The organism is Pseudomonas sp. HP_08 (assembly GCF_055284095.1).
Genome location: NZ_JBTOQC010000004.1, coordinates 91615 through 108576, shown reverse-complemented (window position 1 = coordinate 108576; position 16962 = coordinate 91615). Strand labels below are relative to the sequence as shown.

Here is a 16962-nt window from a genome sequence, read left to right as displayed (position 1 = left end):
CCTTAAAGACTGTTGATCAGCGTGCTGAACATGGTCTGCGCCGCCTTGATGATTTGTGACGAGGCGGTGTAGTACTGCTGATACTTGATCAGGTTGGCGGCCTCTTCGTCCAGCGATACGCCAGACACCGAATCGCGTGCCGATTTGGCCTGGGCGAGTACGGCTTCGGTGGCGGTGACATCGCTTTTGCCCTGGCTGGCATAGGTGCCGACGCTGGAGACGATGCTGGCATAGGACTGGGTCATGCTGACGCCGACGCTGCCATTGCTCACGCCTACGGTGCGCTCGGTTTGCAGGCCCATGACGGCGGCTGCGTTGCGGTTGTCCGAAGAGCCGGCGCCGGTCAGGCTGATGCTGAAGGTGTCGTTGGCGTTCGAGGTGCCGGACAAGCTCATTTCGAAGCCGAACGAACTGGAACCCGAGGCCACGTTGAATTTCAGCGTGTTGGTCTGGCCCTGCACCACGGTGCCGGTGATGTCATTGCCGCTTGGGTCCTTGACGGCCGCGCCTTGGGCATTGACCAGTTTGTAGCTCTGCACGCCGCCGCTGACGCTGCCCATGACCAGGCGCATCGGCGTGGCATCCTTGATGCCGGTTTGCAGGCTGTTGAGCTCGGCCGCATCGTAGATGTTCGGGGTGGTGGTCAGCACCGGCTGGGTGAAGCCGCCGGTGCCGCTGTTGCTGACGCCGGCCGCGGCGGTCAGAGGCGCGGCGGCAGCGATGTCTTGCGGGTCGGTCATGACTACCGAGATGCCCGAGGCGCCGTTGCGCGTCGGGGTCACCTTGAACGTGTCGCCTGCCGACATCGCGCCACCGAGGCGCGACAAGGAAAAGCCTTCGAAGCTAGGGGCCGGGTCGTCAGTCAAATTACCGGTGCCGACGCTTTCGCCATTGGGCAGGCGGCGCACGGTGTAGTCGCTGTCACTGGTGAAAGTGACTTCGTAATCGCTGGTCGACAGCACGCTGGTGTCGGTGATGGTGACATTCAGGTTGCCGGAGCCTGCACTGTTGCCGGTCTGGCCGAGGCTGCGCTGGCCGATGGCCTGAGTGGAGTTGATATCGCTGAACAGCGCACTGCCGAAGTTGCCCTTGAGGTCGATGCCTTGGGCCAGCTGGGTGTTGACCTGATCGGCCAGCACCAGGCCGATGCGGCCCAGTTCGTTGCTCGCCGGTTGCAAGACATCGGAGCGATAGCGCAGCAGGCCGCCAATGGCGCCGCCGGTGACCACGTTGGATACGTCGGTCGACGTATTGCCATAGCTGACTTGCAAGGTGTACTGCGACGGATCGCTAACGCCCGGCACTGCGCTCATTTTGAACGATGAGCCGCCCACCACCAGCGACTGGCCGCTGCCGGTATACACGTCGTAACCGCCGTTGTTCTCGACCACCTTGACGCCAACCAGCTCATTGAGCTTGCGCACCGCTTCGTTGCGCGAGTCCAGCAGGCTGTTGGGCGAGGTGTTGCCACCGGAGGCCTGGGCGATCTGTTTGTTGAGACTGGCGATCGTGGTCGTCAACTCGTTGACGCCGTCGGTGTAGCTGCTCAGCTGGATATTCAGGTTGTCGTTCTGGGTGCTCAACTGCCCGGCGATGGAGTTCATCCGCGCGGCCAGCGAAGAAGCCTGGGTCAGGAACGCGGTGCGCTCGGCCGACTGGGTCGCGTTGCCCGACATGGTTTGCAGCTTGGTGAAAAACGACGACAACTGCGCGGTCACACCGGTGCTGCTGTCGGACAGCAAGGTGTCGGTGCGGCTGGCCTGGCTCGAATAGGCGGCGGCATCGGCCGTCAGCGCCGTGCTGGTGTGCAATTGGGTTTCCAGGTAGCCGTTGTAGATGCGGCGCACATCCTGCAACGTGGTGCCGGTACCGATATAACCGATGCCGTTACCTGCGCTGACCTGCACCGACGCGGTCGTTCGTACCTGTTGGCGCGAATAGCCGTCGGTATCGATATTGGCGGTGTTATTGCCAATGGTGTTGATCGCGGCAGTACTGGCAGTCAGCCCTGAAAGCCCAATATTAATCAGCGACATGGTTCAAGCCTTTATAAAGTCGTGGAAGAGCCCGTCACGGCGGCATAGTTCTGGTAACTCTTCATCTGCTTAGCAATCTGGGTAATCTTGCTGGCGTAGTCCGGGTCCGTGGCATACCCGGCCTTTTGCAGCTCTTTTACAAACTGTTCCGGTTTATCGGCCGAGTTGATCACTTCTTTATAGCGACTGTTGTTCTGCAACAGGCTGACCAGATCGTGGAAGCTGTCGGCATAGGATTCGTAGGCACGGAAGTCCGCCGTTTCCTTGACCATCTTGCCTTCGCGGAACTCGCTGGTGATGGCGCGCGCCTCGGCGCCCTTCCAGCTGCCCATGGCCTTGATACCAAACAGGTTGTGGCTGCTGCTGCCATCGCCCTGGCGCATGATCGATTTGCCCCAACCGGTTTCCAGCGCGGCCTGGGCGACCAGCATGACCGGGTCGACACCAATGCGCGCCGCAGCCTCTTTGGCCAGCGGCAGCATGGTTTCGACGAACTGGTCGGCGTTGCTGAAGGCGCGCTTGGCCGGCGCCAGCGGCGGCTGGGCCACGGTGCGGGTCGACGCGATGGCGGGCGCCGCCAGGTTCGGGTCCAGGGTCCAGTCGCCATTGCCGCGGGCAATCAGTTCCTTGTTGCTGCCGGACGCCGTGGTGCCAGGCACATTGATACGGTGGCTGGCCTGATCCTGAGCGGTGGCCGCCGACGGCACGATGCCGGCCAGCAGCCGGTCAGTGAGCTTGCCGGGCAGCGACAGGCGCCGAGTATTGAGCATGGCCATGTCATTACGGGCATGACCTGCGGCACTGGTGGCTGCGGCCGCCTGAGCGGAAGTCGAACGGCTGGCCCACAGCGGTTGCTGATAAATACCGGTGGCCAGCGCCGGACGCGCCGCAGCCTTGTCGGCGGCAGCATCAGTGGTGGCAGCATCGGTCGGCGCGGTCTCGGCCGCCGGCGCATGATTGATGCCCTTGTCCTTGGACAACTGGCGCATCAGCACATCCTGCAGGCCGATGCCGTTGCCGCGCGTCGACAGGGTGACCGCCAGTTGCTGGTCATACATCTCCTGAAACTGGCGGGTTTCAGCAGTATTCATTGGATTGTCCTTGGCCAGCACTTCGTTGGCAGAACGCATGGCCTTGAGCATCTGACTGACGAACAGCGACTCAAACTCGCGGGCAACCTTCTTGAGGTTTTCCGGATTGTCCTTGCCGCTGCCTTTCAACGAAGCCAGACGGTTAACGTCAGTGTAGGCGCCGGAATCGACCGTGCCAGACGTCATGCTCTTGGGCATATCCATGAACGCCTCCTTAAATCACGATCAGGTCGGCCTGCAAGGCGCCGGCCTGTTTCAGGGCTTCAAGAATGGCCATCAGGTCACCGGGGGCGGCGCCCACCTGGTTCACTGCGCGCACGATCTCATCCAGCGTGGTGCCAGGACCGAACTTGAACATCGGCTTCAGCTCCTGCTGCGCATTGAGCCTGGAGCGCGGCACAACGGCAGTCTGACCATTGGACAGCGGGCCTGGCTGGCTGACAATCGGGTCTTCGGTGATGGTCACCGTCAGGCTGCCGTGGGTCACTGCCGCCGGCGAAACCTTGACGTTCTGGCCGATGACGATGGTGCCGGTGCGCGAATTGATGATCACCTTGGCGGCGGTCTGGCCCGGATCGATTTCCAGGTTTTCCAGAATCGACAGGTAATCGACACGCTGCCCTGGATCGAGCGGCGCAGTCACACGCACCGAACCGCCGTCCAGCGCCTGGGCCACGCCTGGACCGAGCAGGTCGTTGATCTTGTCGACCACGCGCTTGGCGGTGGTGAAGTCGGAACGGTTGAGGTTCAGGGTCAGCGAGTTGCCTTGGTTGAAACCGCTCGGCACCGAGCGCTCGACGGTTGCACCACCCGGAATCCGCCCGGACGACGGAACGTTGACGGTGATCTTCGAACCATCGCGGCCTTCGGCATCGAAGCCGCCGACCACCAGGTTGCCCTGGGCCACGGCATAGACGTTGCCGTCGATACCCTTGAGCGGCGTCATCAGCAGGCTGCCGCCGCGCAGGCTCTTGGAGTTACCAATCGACGAAACAGTGATGTCCACTTGCTGGCCGGGCTTGGCGAACGGCGGCAGGTCGGCATAGATCGCCACCGCCGCGACGTTTTTCAGCTGCACAGTGCCGGAACCGGCCGGCACCTTGATGCCGAACTGCGCCAGCATGTTGTTGAAGGTCTGCAGCGTGAACGGCGTCTGGGTGGTCTGGTCGCCCGTGCCGTTCAGGCCCACGACCAGGCCGTAGCCGATCAACTGGTTGGTCCGCACGCCGGAAATACTGGCGATGTCTTTCAAGCGCTCGGCTTGCGCTGCCAGAGGCGCGCAAACCAGCAGAACGGCGGTGATCAGTTTATTGAGCGTGCGCATGGCTATCCCGCGATCAGAAAGGGAACAACGGGCTGAGGAAGAACCGATCAAACCAGCCTGGCTGGCTGGTATCGGCAAATGCCCCAGTACCTGAATAGGTGATGCGCGCGTCTGCCACTCGGGTCGACGACACGGTGTTATCGGTGGCGATGTCATCGGCACGAATCAGCCCGGCAATGCGCACCAGCTCATTGCCGGTGTTGAGCGTCATCCACTTCTCGCCACGCACCGACAGGATGCCGTTGGGCAACACATCGGCGACGGTGACGGTGACCGAACCGGTCAGGCTGTTGCTCTGCGCCGCCTTGCTGTCGCCTTCGTTGGCGCGAGAGCCGTTGTAGCCGGCACTCAGGCTCAGGTCGTTGCTGCCGATCGGGTTGTTCGTCGTCAGGCTGGAACCGAACAGCGAGGTCAGGCCGACGCTGGTGTTGCTTTTCTTGGTCATGTCGGAGCTGGCCGCCTTGCTGGCCGCCATGCGCTCGGACAGGGTGATGGTGATGATGTCACCGACCCGGAATGCCTTACGGTCGCCGTACAGGTTCTGCTCGAAGCCGGCCTGGTAGATGGCGCCATTGTTGGCCGCCGCCGACATCGGCGTGCGTGGCAACACCGGAGCGTAATAAGGGTCATCGGGCTTGGCTGCGGGCGCTACGCAACCTGTCAACAGGGCAGCGGCGCACAACGGAGCGATCAGCACTGGAAAACGCAAAGCGGAAAAGCGCTTCATGACTCTTGAAACCTCGCGGTGTAGCAGGCGCCGGACAGACGCCGTGTCGGATTGAGCTGATCCATCAGGGCTTGTTAAATGGTTTGCACCAGGTTCTGCATCATCTGGTCGGCGGTGGAAATCACCTTGGAGTTCATCTCGTAGGCACGCTGGGTGGTGATCATGTTGACCAGCTCTTCAACCGTGCTGACGTTGGAGTTTTCCAGGGTGTTCTGCAACACCGGGCCCAGACCGTTCAGGCCTGGCTGGCCGACTTGCGGCGCACCGCTGGAGGCGGTTTCCAGGAACAGGTTACCGCCCATGGCCTGCAGGCCGGCCGGGTTGATGAAGTCAGTGGTCTGAATGTTGCCGATCACCTGTGGCGTGGCCGTAGCGCCTGCCAGGGTCACGGTCACAGTACCGTCCTGACCGACGGTGAAAGTCTGGGCGTTTTGCGGCACGACGACCGCAGGCTCCAGGGCGAAACCGTTGGAGGTCACGATCTGGCCGGTGCTGTCGAGGTGGAAAGTACCGTCGCGGGTGTAGGCGATGGTGCCGTCAGGCTGCATGACCTGAAAGAAACCGCGACCGTTGACCGCCAGGTCCAGCGGGTTCTCAGTGGTCTGCAGGCTACCGGCCACGAAGCTTTTCTGGGTGCCGACGATGCGCACACCGGTACCCAGTTGCAGGCCCGAAGGCAGCTCGCTGTCCTGGGTCGACTGGGCACCTGGCTGACGCTTGATCTGATAGAGCAAGTCCTGGAACTCGGCACGATCACGCTTGAAGCCGGTGGTCGACACGTTGGCCAGGTTGTTGGAAATGGTTGTCAGGTTGGTGTCCTGGGCAGCCAGGCCCGTCTTGGCGACGTAGAGAGCAGGAAGCATGGAATTTCTCCTCAGGCGCCGGTTTGTCGGCGCAGGCTGTCAATGGTTATCAGATCTGCAAGACGCGAGCCATTGCCGCATCGTCTTCTTCAGCTGTTTTCATCATTTTTACGTGCAGCTCGAACTGCCGCGACAACGCCAGGATCGAGGTCATCTCATCGACCGCATTGACGTTGCTGGCTTGCAGGAAGCCCGACTCGACGCGCACGTTGGCGTCCACGGCAGCCGGCTGGCCGCTCTTGGTATGGATCAGGCCATCGGGGCCTTTTTCCATGGTTTTCAGGTCCGGATTGACCAGCTTGATGCGATCGATCTGCGCCATCACCTGCGGGCTTTCACCCAGGGCACGGACACTGATGGTGCCGTCAGAGCCGATTTCGATCTGTTGCTGAGGCGGCACGGCAATCGGGCCACCGTTGCCCATGACCGGCAAGCCGTTGGCATCGCGCAGGATACCCAGTGCGTCGATGTTCATGCCCGAGGTGCGGGTATAGGCTTCGCCACCGTCAGCGGTTTGCACGGCAATAAAGCCATCGCCATTGACCGAGATATCCAGGTCGCGCCCGGTCTCGATCAGGGTGCCGCTGGAAAAGTCGGTGCCGGGACGCTCGGTCAAGGCATACGCCCGCGAAGGCAGCGCCTCGCCAAACACCGGCATCGAACGGGCCTGCTCGAAATCGCGCAAGAAACCATTGGTCGATACGTTTGCCAGGTTGTTGGCACGCGCCTTTTGCGCAACGGCGTTTTCCGAAGCACCGGTCATCGCCACGTAAAGCAACTTGTCCACAGTCTTCCTCCTCTGACAGACGTTTGCCGCCTGTAGCTGTTCTGCCAATCCCTGAGCAATTTTCGGACCAGTTTTTCAAAACCGATACAAAGCAGCCATTCGCCAGCAATGACAGGCTCCGGCCGGCGGGTACCGTTGCCATGTGTGCGGCAAAGCGGCGACGAACTGCCGCCTAGCGCCAAAAAAACTTACCCGGCGGTGCTTGGAGAATGCCATGCGGGCGTTTATCGTGATGGCACTTGCCTGACCACCGGAGGCCAGCATGCGAACTCACACTCGTTGGCGCCACGTTGTAACCGGCCTGCTGGCCACCAGCCTGATCAGTTGCGCCCTGCTCGCCCAGGCGGCACCTGCGCGCTATTACAAATGGCAAGGCAGCGACCGCGTGGTCTGCGCCCAGACCAGCCCGGGACACGGCTGGACACGCTTGAACGGCTTTTACGTCAAGGCCGACTGCTCGATCTGACTGCCTGCGCATCACGTCGACTGAATCAGTGTTTGCAACAGCGTCGCCTCGGTCGCAATCACCTTGGAATTGCCCTGAAACGCCGACTGCGCCTGGACCAGCTCCACCAGTTCAGAGGTCAGGTCGACATTCGAAGCTTCCAGCGATTGCGCCACAAGACTCCCTACACCTCCCTGCCCTGGCGCCTGGTAATCGGCGATGCCGGAGGCATGGGTCTGGCGCCAGCGGGTTTCGCTTTGCGGCGTCAAACCTTGTTCATTACTGAAACGCGCCAGCATCACCTGCCCGATCGAGCGGTACAGGCCATTACTGAATGAGGCCTGCAACACGCCATCGCGCCCGACACTGATCCCCGTCAGGCTGCCCGGCGCATGCCCGTCGACATGCCCTGAACTGCGCGCGGTGTCGGCGTTGTGCTGGCTCAAACGGTCAATCTGGATACGCAGGCCGTCAGGGTGCGCCGTCGCACCATTGGGTGCCCACAGCGTATCGTTGCGGCGCGGCTGCCAGGCCGGCAGCCAGCCGTGCACCACCAGTGAATCGCCATCAAGCTCCAGTCCCGGACTGCCGGTCACACTGCTCAGCGTGCCATTGCCATCGAACAACAGGCTGGCGGTCAACGGCTCGGTACTTTGCGGGTCGATCGGGTTACGGTCATTGACCAGTACGTGCATTTTCCAGCTGTTGGTACCGTCCTTGACGAAGTACTGGCGCAGGTCATGAACATTGCCCAGCGAATCGTGGATCGCGCTGGAGAACATCTTGCTGTAGGCCCCGACCTCGGTGGGCCGAAACGCCGGCAGCGGGCGCTCCATCAGCGGATCAGCCGCATCGATCAGACTCTGCGCACCATCGAGCAGCGGCAAGGCGACTTTGCCGCCGTTGCCGGCCGGGCTGGCAACCCATTGCCCATTGACCTGCACGCCCGGCTTCCACTGACTGAGGGCAAATTCAGTGTCGGACACCTTGCTGACCTGCTGATTGCCGCCGGCCAATACCGCACTGCCGTCACTGTGCCGGCGCACCGCCCATTGCAACGGCGCACTGGCGGTCGGGTCCAGCGGATTGCGGCCATCAACAGTGACGTACACATCCCAGCGATCGGCGTCGGTCTTGACGAAATACTGCTTGAGCTCATGATCGGCCGGCGCCTGCGCAGCGGCGCCCTGATCCCGAATCGTACGGGTCACGACGCGGGTGTAGGTACTCGGGTCATCGGCATCGAATGCCCGCAGCGCCGCCAGCGAAGGCATACCCGCACCCAGATTCATGGTCTGCCTGAGCGCGCTGCTGGGCGTGGGCTGCATGATCGACGTGTCGATCTTCAGGTCGCTGCGCACGCCATTGACGATGGCGCCTTGAGCATCCGCGCCATAGCCCTGCAAGCGATTGCCATCACTGTCGACGATAAAGTCTCCGGCATCCTTGTGAAAGGCGCCGGCACGGGTATAAGCCAGTGAGCCCTGTTCGCTGACCACAAAAAAACCATTGCCCTGAATGCGCATATCCAGCGGCGCGCCGGCACTGGTCATCGCAACACCGGAGTTGAAGTTCTGCGCGATATTGGCCAGGCGAACACCATCACCTGCGGTATTACCGCCACCGCCCAATTGCGCCGCCGAATACAAGGCCGAGAACTCGGCCCGCGAAGACTTGAAGCCGACCGTGCCAACATTGGCGATATTATTACCGGCCACCTCAAGGCGTTTATGGGCCGCGCGCAGCCCACTCATGGCAACATTGAATGTCATGGAAACTCCTGAGCCGCCTGGCGCGGCCGTTGATTAAGAGACTTGAAGTCTCGCAGCAACGAAAGTGGGAATTTCCACAGTTAACAGTAGGAACGGTCCTGAGCCTTTCAATAGCAGGACAGCGTCACATTCTTTTATGACCGCGCATGAAAAAGCCCCTGTAAACAGGGGCTTTTTCAGGTTCATCAAACAGACATTACATCTGGATGGTGGTCTGCAGGATGGTGCTCTGGGTCGAAATGGTCTTGGCGTTCGCCTGATAGTTGCTTTGCGCCTTGATCAGCTCAACCAGTTCCGAGGTCAGGTCGACGTTGGACTCTTCCAGTGCCTGACCGGTGATATTACCCAAGGTACCGGTTTGCGGTGCGCCCGTGACCGGCACACCCGACGCGTAGGTTTCGCGCCAGTTGGTGCCGCCTGTCGATTCCAGGCCCTGCACGTTGGCAAAGTTGGTCAGCGACAATTGGCCGATGACTTTCGACTGGCCATTGGTGTAGGTGGCGAACAGGCTGCCGCTCGGGTCGACGCTCAACGAGCTGACTTGACCGGTGGCATAACCGTTCTGGGTCTGGCTGATCAGGCCGGAAGCCGCCGCAGTCTGTTTCACGCCGGTCATGTCCAGCTTCATGCCGGTGGCGGAACCTGCGGCGCCGTTGGCAGCCCAGGCCGCAGCGGTGCCGGTACCGGTCTGTGCGCCAGGAACCCAGCCATTGACCTGCAACGTGCCGTCGGCATTGAGGGTCACAGCGCCTGAGGTCACCGGAGCACCGGTGCCCGAGGTGATCAGGTTGCCGCTGGAATCGAAGGTCAGCTGGGTTTCAGTCGCCGTAGCCGTGGTCGGGTCGTTGATACTGCGACCATCGATCAGGCTGTGCATGGACCAGGTGTTGACGCCGGTCTTGACGAAGTAGTTTTCCAGCTTGTGCTCATTGCCCTGGCTGTCATAGATCGGGGTGTCGTACTTGAAGTTGTACGATTTGGTGTCGGTCGCGTCGAAAGTCGTCAACGTAGGCACGGTCGTCGAGGAATTCAGGTTCGCCGTATTGGTGATCTGCGACGTAGTGGAAGGCACCAGGTTGGAGGTGTCGATACGCATGTCGCTCAGGGTGCCGACTGCCAGGCTACCGTTGGCATCAACGTTGTAGCCTTGCAGGTTCATGCCTTCACTGTTGACGATGTAGCCTTCACGGTCGGTATGGAACGCGCCGGCGCGGGTATACACCTTCTCGCCGTTGTCGGTCAGCATGAAGAAGCCGCTGCCATTGATTGCCATGTCCAGGCTGTTGCCGGTACCGGTCGACATGCTGCCTTGGGTGAACTGTTGCGAAACGGCACCGACGGCCACGCCGGTGCCGGCGCTGGCGCCGCCGGAGGTGGCGCGGATCGACTGGGCATACTGGTCGCGGAATTCGACACGCGACGACTTGAAACCAGTGGTAGCGACGTTGGCAATGTTGTTGCCGGTGACGTCGAGATTCTTGTTGGCTGCAAAGAGACCACTAAGGCCGATATTGAAAGACATTTACAACTCCTCGCCGTCTGCCCGGCTCTTACAATCCGATGGTCTGTACTTTGGACAGGGCGATGCTGCTGCCACCTGCCAGATTCAGGGTCATGTCGCCGCCAGTGGTGGCTGTGGTCACGCTGTTGACTGTGGCCGGCAGGTAAGTGCCGAGCGCTGTATTGGTGCCGCTGATCGAACCATTGACCTTGAAGGTGTAGGTGCCAGCAGCCGCCGCCGTGCCGTCTTCCTTGATGCCGTCCCAGGTAAAGCTCTGGGTGCCGGCACTCAGGCCGCCCAGGTCGACGGTGTCGGCCAGCGTGCCGTTGGCATCGTAGACACTCAGGGTCGTGCTGGTGGTGGTCGCCGGCACAACAATCGAACCGGTCAGGCCCTTGCCTGCATCGACATACACGCTGCTGGTATCGACGATCACCGAACGCCCCACCAGCGAAGAGGCCTGCAAGGCCTGCGACGACTTGTAGATGGTGGCAATCGAATCAACCGTGCTGGTCAGGTTCTGCATGCTTTCAAGGCTGCTGAACTGCGCCAGCTGGGCCACGAACTGGGTATTGTCCTGAGGGTCCAGAGGGTTCTGGTTCTTCATCTGGGTGACGAGCAGCTGCAGGAACGCGTCCTTGCCCAGCGCGCTGGTGCCGTCGTCAGTCTTGGTCTTGGTCGGGTTTTGCAGCGAATTGACAAAGTTCGCCGATACATCGTTTTCAACAGCCATGGTTCACGCCCTCATTACTGACCCAGGGTCAGAACCTTCTGCATCATGGTCTTGGCGGTGTTCATGATTTCGACGTTGGTCTGGAACGACCGACTGGCAGAGATCATGTCAGCCATTTCTTCCACGACATTGACGTTGGGGTAATAGACATACCCGTTGCCATCGGCAGAAGGATGATTGGGCTCGTAACGGGCTTCGAGGTTGGAGGTGTCCTCGATGATGCCCGAGACCTGTACGCCCTGCCCGGCCTGACCCTGGTCCTGGAACAACGAACCGCCACCGATCGACTGCTGACCTTCAAGGACGGTGGCGAACACCGGATGACGGGCGCGATAGGTCTGGTCCATGCTCGAGGACACGGTTTCAGCGTTGGCAATGTTACTGGCAGTGGTGTTCAGACGCGTGGTCTGGGCACTCATGGCGCTGCCGGCAATGTTGAAGACATTCGATAGCGACATGAATCACTCTCCGCGCAGGGCTGCTACCAGCCCTTTGAACTTGCTATTGAGCAGCGTGAAGCTGGCCTGGAAAGACATGGAGTTCTGGGCGTAACTGGCCTGCTCCACTTGCGAGTCGACGGTGTTCTGGTCCAGCGAAGGTGCCGACGGGGTGCGATACAACAGCACGCCCTCGGTGTCGCTGCCGGCGGCCTGAGCTTCGATATGACGACCGTTGGTGGTGTTCATGGCGAACTGGCCCTTGCTATTGACCTTTTCGGTCTCGGCGGCCAGCACCGCAGAGAAATCCAGGTCGCGCGCCTTGTAGCCCGGGGTATCGGCGTTGGAGATGTTATTGGCCAACACCTCTGCCCGCTGAGCCCGGAAGTTCAAGGCCTTTTCATGGATACCCAGTGCTTTATCGAAGTTGATGCTCATGTCGGGAAACCTTTACCGGTTGACCTGATGTACGTATCACAGACAAAGCAATCGGCATGCCATGTTTTGGAAGCCAATGTTTGCAGGGGTTTTGCCGGGCGAGTGCGGCAGGGATGCCAGAAAAGCGGCAAGGGATTTCCGCTGAAGGAGCAGCGGCGGCAAGAGGAGTGTCGTTTTTTTGCCAGACTTGTAGGAGCGCGCCTGCCCGCGACCGACTGCGTTAGCAGTCGTAAATTTTCGCCGACTCATCAATTTTGCGGGCGCTAGCGCACCCGGTCATGGTGGCCCGGCATTCCGGCAAGCGCGCTCCACAAGAGGTTTACTTGGCCTTATAGATGATTCCCGGACTGCACTGGACCATCTGGTAATGATCCGGCAAACCGTTGAGCGCCTCCGAAGCCCCCAGAAACAGGTAACCGCCGGGCTTGAGCACGCTGTGAATGCGCAGCAGGATGTCTTTCTTCACCTCGGCGGAGAAGTAGATCAACACGTTGCGGCAAAACACGATGTCGAACTTGCCCAGGCTCGCGTAGCTGTCGAGCAGGTTGAACGAGCGAAACTCGACACGGCTCTTGATCGGCGCCTTCACGGCCCAGCGACCCGGTGCCTTGGTGTCGAAATAGCGCTGCAAGCGCTCCGGCGACAGGCCGCGGCCGATGGCCAGGCTGTCGTACTCGCCGGTCTTGCAGTTGTTGAGCATCAGGCTCGACAAATCCGTGGCAACAATCTGCACCCCGGTCTTGAGTTGCCCGGGGTTGCTGCGCTCGAACTCATCGATCGACATCGACAGCGAGTACGGTTCCTGGCCGGACGAACAGGCCGCCGACCAGATGCGCAGGCGCTGACCTGGGCTGGCCTTGATCTGCTCGGGCAGCACCTTGTTTTTCAGCACCTCGAAGGGATAGGTATCGCGAAACCACAAGGTTTCGTTGGTGGTCATCGCATCGACCACCTGCTCGCGCAAACCACTGCGCGGCTGGGATTGAATACGTGACACCAACTCGCCCAGGCTCTTGATGCCCTGCTGTTCCATCAGCTTGTTGAGGCGGCTGGACACCAGATACTGCTTGTTTTCACCCAGCAGGATGCCACAGGCTTTTTCCAGAAAGACCCGGAACTGTTCAAAATCCAAATTACCCGTAGACAAAGGTACCGCCTCTCAAATCATGTGAACGTGCAGGGTGATTACCCTAGCTGTGGTCTGCCGCCTTGATCCGCGCAACGACGCGCGCTGCCAGATCGTCAGGCCGGAATTTCGCGAGGAAATCGTCGGCACCGACCTTCTTGACCATCGCCTGGTTGAACACCCCCGACAACGAGGTATGCAAGGTGATGTGCATCTTGTTCATACGCGGGTCATTGCGTATGGCTGCCGTCAAGGTATAGCCATCCATCTCCGGCATTTCAATGTCGGAGATCATCATGAGGAATTCCTCCTCGGGCTTTTTACCCTCGGCGATCATCGCCAGCAGGTAATCCAGCGCCTGACGACCATCATTGAGAGCAACCACTTCAACGCCGACCGTTTCCAGGCAACGACTGACCTGCTTACGCGCCACCGACGAGTCGTCGACGGTCAACACCCGCAACGAAACCGCCTTGTGATGGGTTTCTTCATCCACCACGCCGACCGATACAGCCTCGGCAATCGGCGCCACTTCAGCCAGGATCTTCTCGACGTCGATGATTTCCACCAACTGATTGTCAACCCGGGTCACCGCGGTCAGGTAGTGATCGCGGCCGGTACCCTTGGGTGGCGGATGGATCTCTTCCCAGTTCATGTTGACGATGCGTTCGACCGAATGCACCAGAAAACCCTGAACCTTGGTGTTGTACTCAGTGATGATGACGAAGGTATTTTCCAGCGCAATCATCCCGGAGGAACCGGTGGCCATGGCCAGATCCAGAATCGGGATCGTGCCGCCACGAATGTTTGCCACGCCACGCACGATCCTGCTCGATTTGGGCATGATGGTGAGTTTTGGGCATTGCAGTACTTCTTTGACCTTGAATACGTTAATCCCGTAGAGCTGCTTGCCTTGCAGGCGAAACAGCAACAGCTCCAGGCGATTCTGACCAACCAGCTGTGTACGCTGGTTCACCGAATCCATTACACCTGCCATGCCCTGACCCCCTTGACTCAACCATCGTTCACCACTTGCCAGATGCGGCAAGCGGCACGAGCCTTGCTATTTGTACGCCATGACTGCCAAGACGACAATTTTTCGACACGCCGCATTAGAAACCCGCCAATGGCTGGGTGCAATCGTCATGCTGTGCCTTTTTTGCAGTGCAACTCCCGGCCGCGCCGAGAATTTCACACGGCCTGAACAGCTTATCGGCGTCACCGAGGGGTTTCTTGAGTACACCGTACAAGAGTATTTGGCGAGCAGCCAGATCGAAGGCCGCCACCAGATTCAGGTCCGGCAACTGGACCCGCGCATGCGCATGGCGTTTTGCGACAAGGATTTGACAGCCACACTGGAAAGCCAGCGCCCGGTAGGCCGGGTCACGGTAAAGGTGCGCTGCGAAGGCTCATCGCCCTGGACGGTCTACGTTCCGGCGCAGGTGCAGCTGTTTCGCAATGTGGTGGTTGCCACGCGACCGCTCAAGCGCGACACCGTCATTACCGAGGAAGACATTGCCGTACGCGAGCGGGACATCGGCGCACTGGGCATGGGTTTTTTGCCCTCGATGGATCTGGCGATCGGGCAAAAGCTTGTCCGACCAGCGGTCGTCGACCAGGTGCTTTCGCCGACGTTCATGGAACAGCCGGCGATGATCCGCAAAGGCGATCAGGTGGTGATCGTCGCGCGCAGCGCAAGCCTTGCCGTACGCATGCCGGGCGAGGCGCTGTCCGATGGCGGCCTTAACGAACAGATACGGGTGCGAAACCTCAACTCCAAGCGGGTGATCAAGGCCAATGTGACGGGGCCAGGGCAAGTGGAAGTGGCCATGTAAAGGGCATTTTCATCGATTGAAGCTGGTATGCAGCGCCGGTTTTTTCTAGACTGCAACGCATATCCGGGCGCGCATTGCCTGTTGCCCAGGCTTTGTCACATTGCGCCTAAAGTTTTTCATTGGGTGGCCGAAAACAAGGCAAGCGTCCAAAACACCCAGAGGTTTTCAATCATGCCCATCGATTTCAGTCGACTTAGTAACTCACAGTCCGTAGGCAGCACTTCGCGCACAAACGGCGCCAGGGAAACCGGCAAGACCGACAGCCTGCCAACGACAGCCGACGTGAAGAATGCCGGCGAATCCGTACACCTGAGCAGTGAGGCTCAACAGTTGCAGAAGATCACCGACAAGCTGGCTGATCTGCCAACCGTCAACAGCTCCCGCGTTGCCGAGCTCAAGCAGGCGATTGCAGATGGCAGTTATGTGGTGGACAGCAACCGTGTAGCCAGTAAGCTGCTCGGCTTCGAAGCCGCGCGCTAAGTATCGCGCGGGACTTTCTGGACGCTTGAAAACCAGAGCATGCGATGCAAGACACTACTTTGCTGCAGATGATTACTGACGACATGGCCCCGACCCGCCAACTGCTCGAATTGCTGCAGGGCGAGTCGCTGGTGCTGCATGGCCGCGACATGACCGAGATGGAGCGGATTCTGGCGCAGAAACAGGCGCTGGTGATCCAGCTCGAACAGCACGGCCGCCGGCGCAGCCAGGTGCTTGCCAGCCTCGGCCTGCCCACCAACCGCCAAGGTCTGGAAACACTGGCCAGCCAGTCGTCGGTAGGCCCGCAATTGCTCGAAGCCGGTGAAGAACTGGCCACCCTCATTGCCGAGTGCCAGGCGCTCAACGAACAAAACGGCAAGCTGATTCAGTTGCAGCAGATGACAACCGCTCATCAATTGCGCATTCTGAACGGCGGCGAGACACCCTCGCTATACGACAGCCGAGGCTCGACTGCGGGCAGAGCCAAGCCGCGTCCTCTTAGCCAGGCCTAACTTGCTGTTTCAAGCTGCGTCACATGATGGCAGAATGCCTATCACTGCGTTGCCGTAGTATTTTGCCTGGAGATACTTAAAAGTGAATGGCTTAGCCGCGGATGATGCTCCGCAACCCCCGAAGGTTCTGAATACGCCTTTGGAAATTGCCGCCAACCTGCGGTTACTCATGGAAAACCACGATCCCCTGATCATCACCTTCCATGAGCGCTCCCAGCGCTTTCAAAGCTATCTGGTTCAGGTAGACCGTGACAACAACACCATCGCACTGGACGAAATGATCCCCCGTGATGGCGAACGCTTTCTGACCAGCGGCGAGGCTTTTCGCGTCGAAGGTTTCCATGATGGCGTGCGCATCGCCTGGGAGTCCAACGGCGCCATGAGCATCGTCGAAGATGCAGGCCAGCGCCTGTATCGCGGCTCGATGCCTGCCGAAGTGGTTTATCACCAGCGTCGCAATGCCTTCCGCGCCGCCCTGAAGCTGTCGCAACTGGTCGACATCGACCTTGACGGCGAAAAGCTCAAGTTCCCTATCAGAGGCAAGCTGCTCGACATCTCGGCCACCGGCTGCAAGCTGCGTTTCGAGGGCGACATTTCCGAGCGCGTGCAACTGGGCCAGGTGTACGACCGTTTCGTCGCCAAACTGCCCTTCGGCGCCCTGACCTCGGCCGTTGAATTGCGCTACCTGCATTTCGAAGAACGCTTCAACACCACCTTTGCCGGCGTACGTTTCCACAACGTCAGCGGTCTGGTGCAGCGCCAGGTCGAGCGCTTCGTCTACCAGTTGCAGCGCGAAGCCCGCCGCTTCGACAAAGACGACGATTTCTGACTTTCAGGTCCTGCACCCGCCAGGAC

The 16962-nt window shown here is 60.2% G+C and carries 18 protein-coding genes; 5 read left to right on the top strand and 13 right to left on the bottom strand.

What is annotated here, in order from left to right; all coding sequences use genetic code 11:
* Window positions 1-2: 2 nt before the first annotated feature.
* From flgK to ACYAS9_RS05530, 6 genes are all read right to left on the bottom strand, one after another.
* The gene (gene flgK, locus ACYAS9_RS05555; protein ID WP_463567320.1) at window positions 3-2036 is read right to left on the bottom strand and encodes a flagellar hook-associated protein FlgK; all 2034 of its coding nucleotides are present in this window, start codon (window positions 2034-2036) and stop codon (window positions 3-5) included.
* 11 nt (window positions 2037-2047) lie between these two features.
* A complete protein-coding gene (gene flgJ / locus ACYAS9_RS05550; RefSeq protein WP_463567319.1) occupies window positions 2048-3331 on the bottom strand; it encodes a flagellar assembly peptidoglycan hydrolase FlgJ in 1284 nt (427 codons plus the stop codon).
* A gap of 10 nt (window positions 3332-3341) precedes the next feature.
* Window positions 3342-4451, bottom strand: a complete 1110-nt coding sequence (locus ACYAS9_RS05545) for a flagellar basal body P-ring protein FlgI (RefSeq protein WP_463567318.1) — start codon at window positions 4449-4451, stop codon at window positions 3342-3344.
* A 13-nt stretch (window positions 4452-4464) separates the two neighbouring features.
* A complete protein-coding gene (gene flgH, locus ACYAS9_RS05540) occupies window positions 4465-5178 on the bottom strand; it encodes a flagellar basal body L-ring protein FlgH (RefSeq protein ID WP_459748286.1) in 714 nt (237 codons plus the stop codon).
* 74 nt (window positions 5179-5252) lie between these two features.
* Window positions 5253-6041, bottom strand: a complete 789-nt coding sequence (flgG, locus tag ACYAS9_RS05535) for a flagellar basal-body rod protein FlgG (RefSeq protein WP_463567317.1) — start codon at window positions 6039-6041, stop codon at window positions 5253-5255.
* A 49-nt stretch (window positions 6042-6090) separates the two neighbouring features.
* Window positions 6091-6828, bottom strand: a complete 738-nt coding sequence (locus ACYAS9_RS05530) for a flagellar basal body rod protein FlgF (RefSeq protein WP_463567316.1) — start codon at window positions 6826-6828, stop codon at window positions 6091-6093.
* 262 nt (window positions 6829-7090) lie between these two features.
* Here ACYAS9_RS05530 and ACYAS9_RS05525 point away from each other — a divergent pair, with 262 nt between their 5' ends.
* On the top strand, window positions 7091-7294 hold the full coding sequence (locus tag ACYAS9_RS05525; RefSeq protein WP_463567315.1) for a hypothetical protein: 204 nt from the start codon (window positions 7091-7093) through the stop codon (window positions 7292-7294).
* Between the two features lie 11 nt (window positions 7295-7305).
* On the opposite strand, the gene ACYAS9_RS05520 is transcribed toward ACYAS9_RS05525, so the two are convergent.
* The 7 genes from ACYAS9_RS05520 to ACYAS9_RS05490 form a co-directional block, all read right to left on the bottom strand.
* Window positions 7306-9045 carry a flagellar hook protein FlgE gene (locus ACYAS9_RS05520; RefSeq protein WP_463567314.1) on the bottom strand — a complete coding sequence of 580 codons (1740 nt, stop codon included), beginning with the start codon at window positions 9043-9045 and terminating at the stop codon, window positions 7306-7308.
* A gap of 196 nt (window positions 9046-9241) precedes the next feature.
* Window positions 9242-10567, bottom strand: coding sequence for a flagellar hook protein FlgE (gene flgE, locus ACYAS9_RS05515; RefSeq protein ID WP_463567313.1), 1326 nt, complete (start codon window positions 10565-10567; stop codon window positions 9242-9244).
* 28 nt (window positions 10568-10595) lie between these two features.
* Entirely contained in the window at window positions 10596-11279 is a 684-nt protein-coding gene (locus tag ACYAS9_RS05510) for a flagellar hook assembly protein FlgD (protein WP_463567312.1), read from the bottom strand.
* 14 nt (window positions 11280-11293) lie between these two features.
* A complete protein-coding gene (flgC, locus tag ACYAS9_RS05505; protein ID WP_056838647.1) occupies window positions 11294-11737 on the bottom strand; it encodes a flagellar basal body rod protein FlgC in 444 nt (147 codons plus the stop codon).
* Window positions 11738-11740: 3 nt separating this feature from the next.
* Window positions 11741-12154: a flagellar basal body rod protein FlgB gene (gene flgB / locus ACYAS9_RS05500; protein ID WP_463567311.1), complete on the bottom strand. Its 414-nt coding sequence runs from the start codon at window positions 12152-12154 to the stop codon at window positions 11741-11743.
* Between the two features lie 319 nt (window positions 12155-12473).
* Window positions 12474-13301: a protein-glutamate O-methyltransferase CheR gene (cheR, locus tag ACYAS9_RS05495; protein WP_459748278.1), complete on the bottom strand. Its 828-nt coding sequence runs from the start codon at window positions 13299-13301 to the stop codon at window positions 12474-12476.
* A 43-nt stretch (window positions 13302-13344) separates the two neighbouring features.
* Window positions 13345-14277 (bottom strand): chemotaxis protein CheV, encoded by a 933-nt coding sequence (locus ACYAS9_RS05490; protein WP_463567310.1) that lies wholly within the window; start codon window positions 14275-14277, stop codon window positions 13345-13347.
* Window positions 14278-14356: 79 nt separating this feature from the next.
* Between ACYAS9_RS05490 and flgA the strand changes: the two genes are divergently transcribed.
* From flgA to ACYAS9_RS05470, 4 genes are all read left to right on the top strand, one after another.
* Window positions 14357-15115, top strand: coding sequence for a flagellar basal body P-ring formation chaperone FlgA (gene flgA, locus ACYAS9_RS05485; RefSeq protein ID WP_463567416.1), 759 nt, complete (start codon window positions 14357-14359; stop codon window positions 15113-15115).
* Window positions 15116-15286: 171 nt separating this feature from the next.
* Window positions 15287-15595, top strand: a complete 309-nt coding sequence (flgM, locus tag ACYAS9_RS05480; RefSeq protein ID WP_463567309.1) for a flagellar biosynthesis anti-sigma factor FlgM — start codon at window positions 15287-15289, stop codon at window positions 15593-15595.
* A gap of 44 nt (window positions 15596-15639) precedes the next feature.
* On the top strand, window positions 15640-16107 hold the full coding sequence (locus tag ACYAS9_RS05475; protein ID WP_463567308.1) for a flagella synthesis protein FlgN: 468 nt from the start codon (window positions 15640-15642) through the stop codon (window positions 16105-16107).
* 82 nt (window positions 16108-16189) lie between these two features.
* Window positions 16190-16936: a flagellar brake protein gene (locus tag ACYAS9_RS05470; RefSeq protein ID WP_463567307.1), complete on the top strand. Its 747-nt coding sequence runs from the start codon at window positions 16190-16192 to the stop codon at window positions 16934-16936.
* The last annotated feature ends 26 nt before the right edge of the window (window positions 16937-16962 follow it).

Excerpts from the sequence above, each read along its gene's own strand:
- flgK (WP_463567320.1), bottom strand. The coding sequence starts at position 2,036 with ATGTCGCTGATTAATATTGGGCTTTCAGGGCTGACTGCCAGTACTGCC.
- flgJ (WP_463567319.1), bottom strand. The coding sequence starts at position 3,331 with ATGGATATGCCCAAGAGCATGACGTCTGGCACGGTCGATTCCGGCGCC.
- ACYAS9_RS05545 (WP_463567318.1), bottom strand. The coding sequence starts at position 4,451 with ATGCGCACGCTCAATAAACTGATCACCGCCGTTCTGCTGGTTTGCGCG.
- flgH (WP_459748286.1), bottom strand. The coding sequence starts at position 5,178 with ATGAAGCGCTTTTCCGCTTTGCGTTTTCCAGTGCTGATCGCTCCGTTG.
- flgG (WP_463567317.1), bottom strand. The coding sequence starts at position 6,041 with ATGCTTCCTGCTCTCTACGTCGCCAAGACGGGCCTGGCTGCCCAGGAC.
- ACYAS9_RS05525 (WP_463567315.1), top strand. The coding sequence starts at position 7,091 with ATGCGAACTCACACTCGTTGGCGCCACGTTGTAACCGGCCTGCTGGCC.
- ACYAS9_RS05520 (WP_463567314.1), bottom strand. The coding sequence starts at position 9,045 with ATGACATTCAATGTTGCCATGAGTGGGCTGCGCGCGGCCCATAAACGC.
- flgE (WP_463567313.1), bottom strand. The coding sequence starts at position 10,567 with ATGTCTTTCAATATCGGCCTTAGTGGTCTCTTTGCAGCCAACAAGAAT.
- ACYAS9_RS05510 (WP_463567312.1), bottom strand. The coding sequence starts at position 11,279 with ATGGCTGTTGAAAACGATGTATCGGCGAACTTTGTCAATTCGCTGCAA.
- flgC (WP_056838647.1), bottom strand. The coding sequence starts at position 11,737 with ATGTCGCTATCGAATGTCTTCAACATTGCCGGCAGCGCCATGAGTGCC.
- flgB (WP_463567311.1), bottom strand. The coding sequence starts at position 12,154 with ATGAGCATCAACTTCGATAAAGCACTGGGTATCCATGAAAAGGCCTTG.
- ACYAS9_RS05490 (WP_463567310.1), bottom strand. The coding sequence starts at position 14,277 with ATGGCAGGTGTAATGGATTCGGTGAACCAGCGTACACAGCTGGTTGGT.
- flgA (WP_463567416.1), top strand. The coding sequence starts at position 14,357 with ATGACTGCCAAGACGACAATTTTTCGACACGCCGCATTAGAAACCCGC.
- flgM (WP_463567309.1), top strand. The coding sequence starts at position 15,287 with ATGCCCATCGATTTCAGTCGACTTAGTAACTCACAGTCCGTAGGCAGC.
- ACYAS9_RS05475 (WP_463567308.1), top strand. The coding sequence starts at position 15,640 with ATGCAAGACACTACTTTGCTGCAGATGATTACTGACGACATGGCCCCG.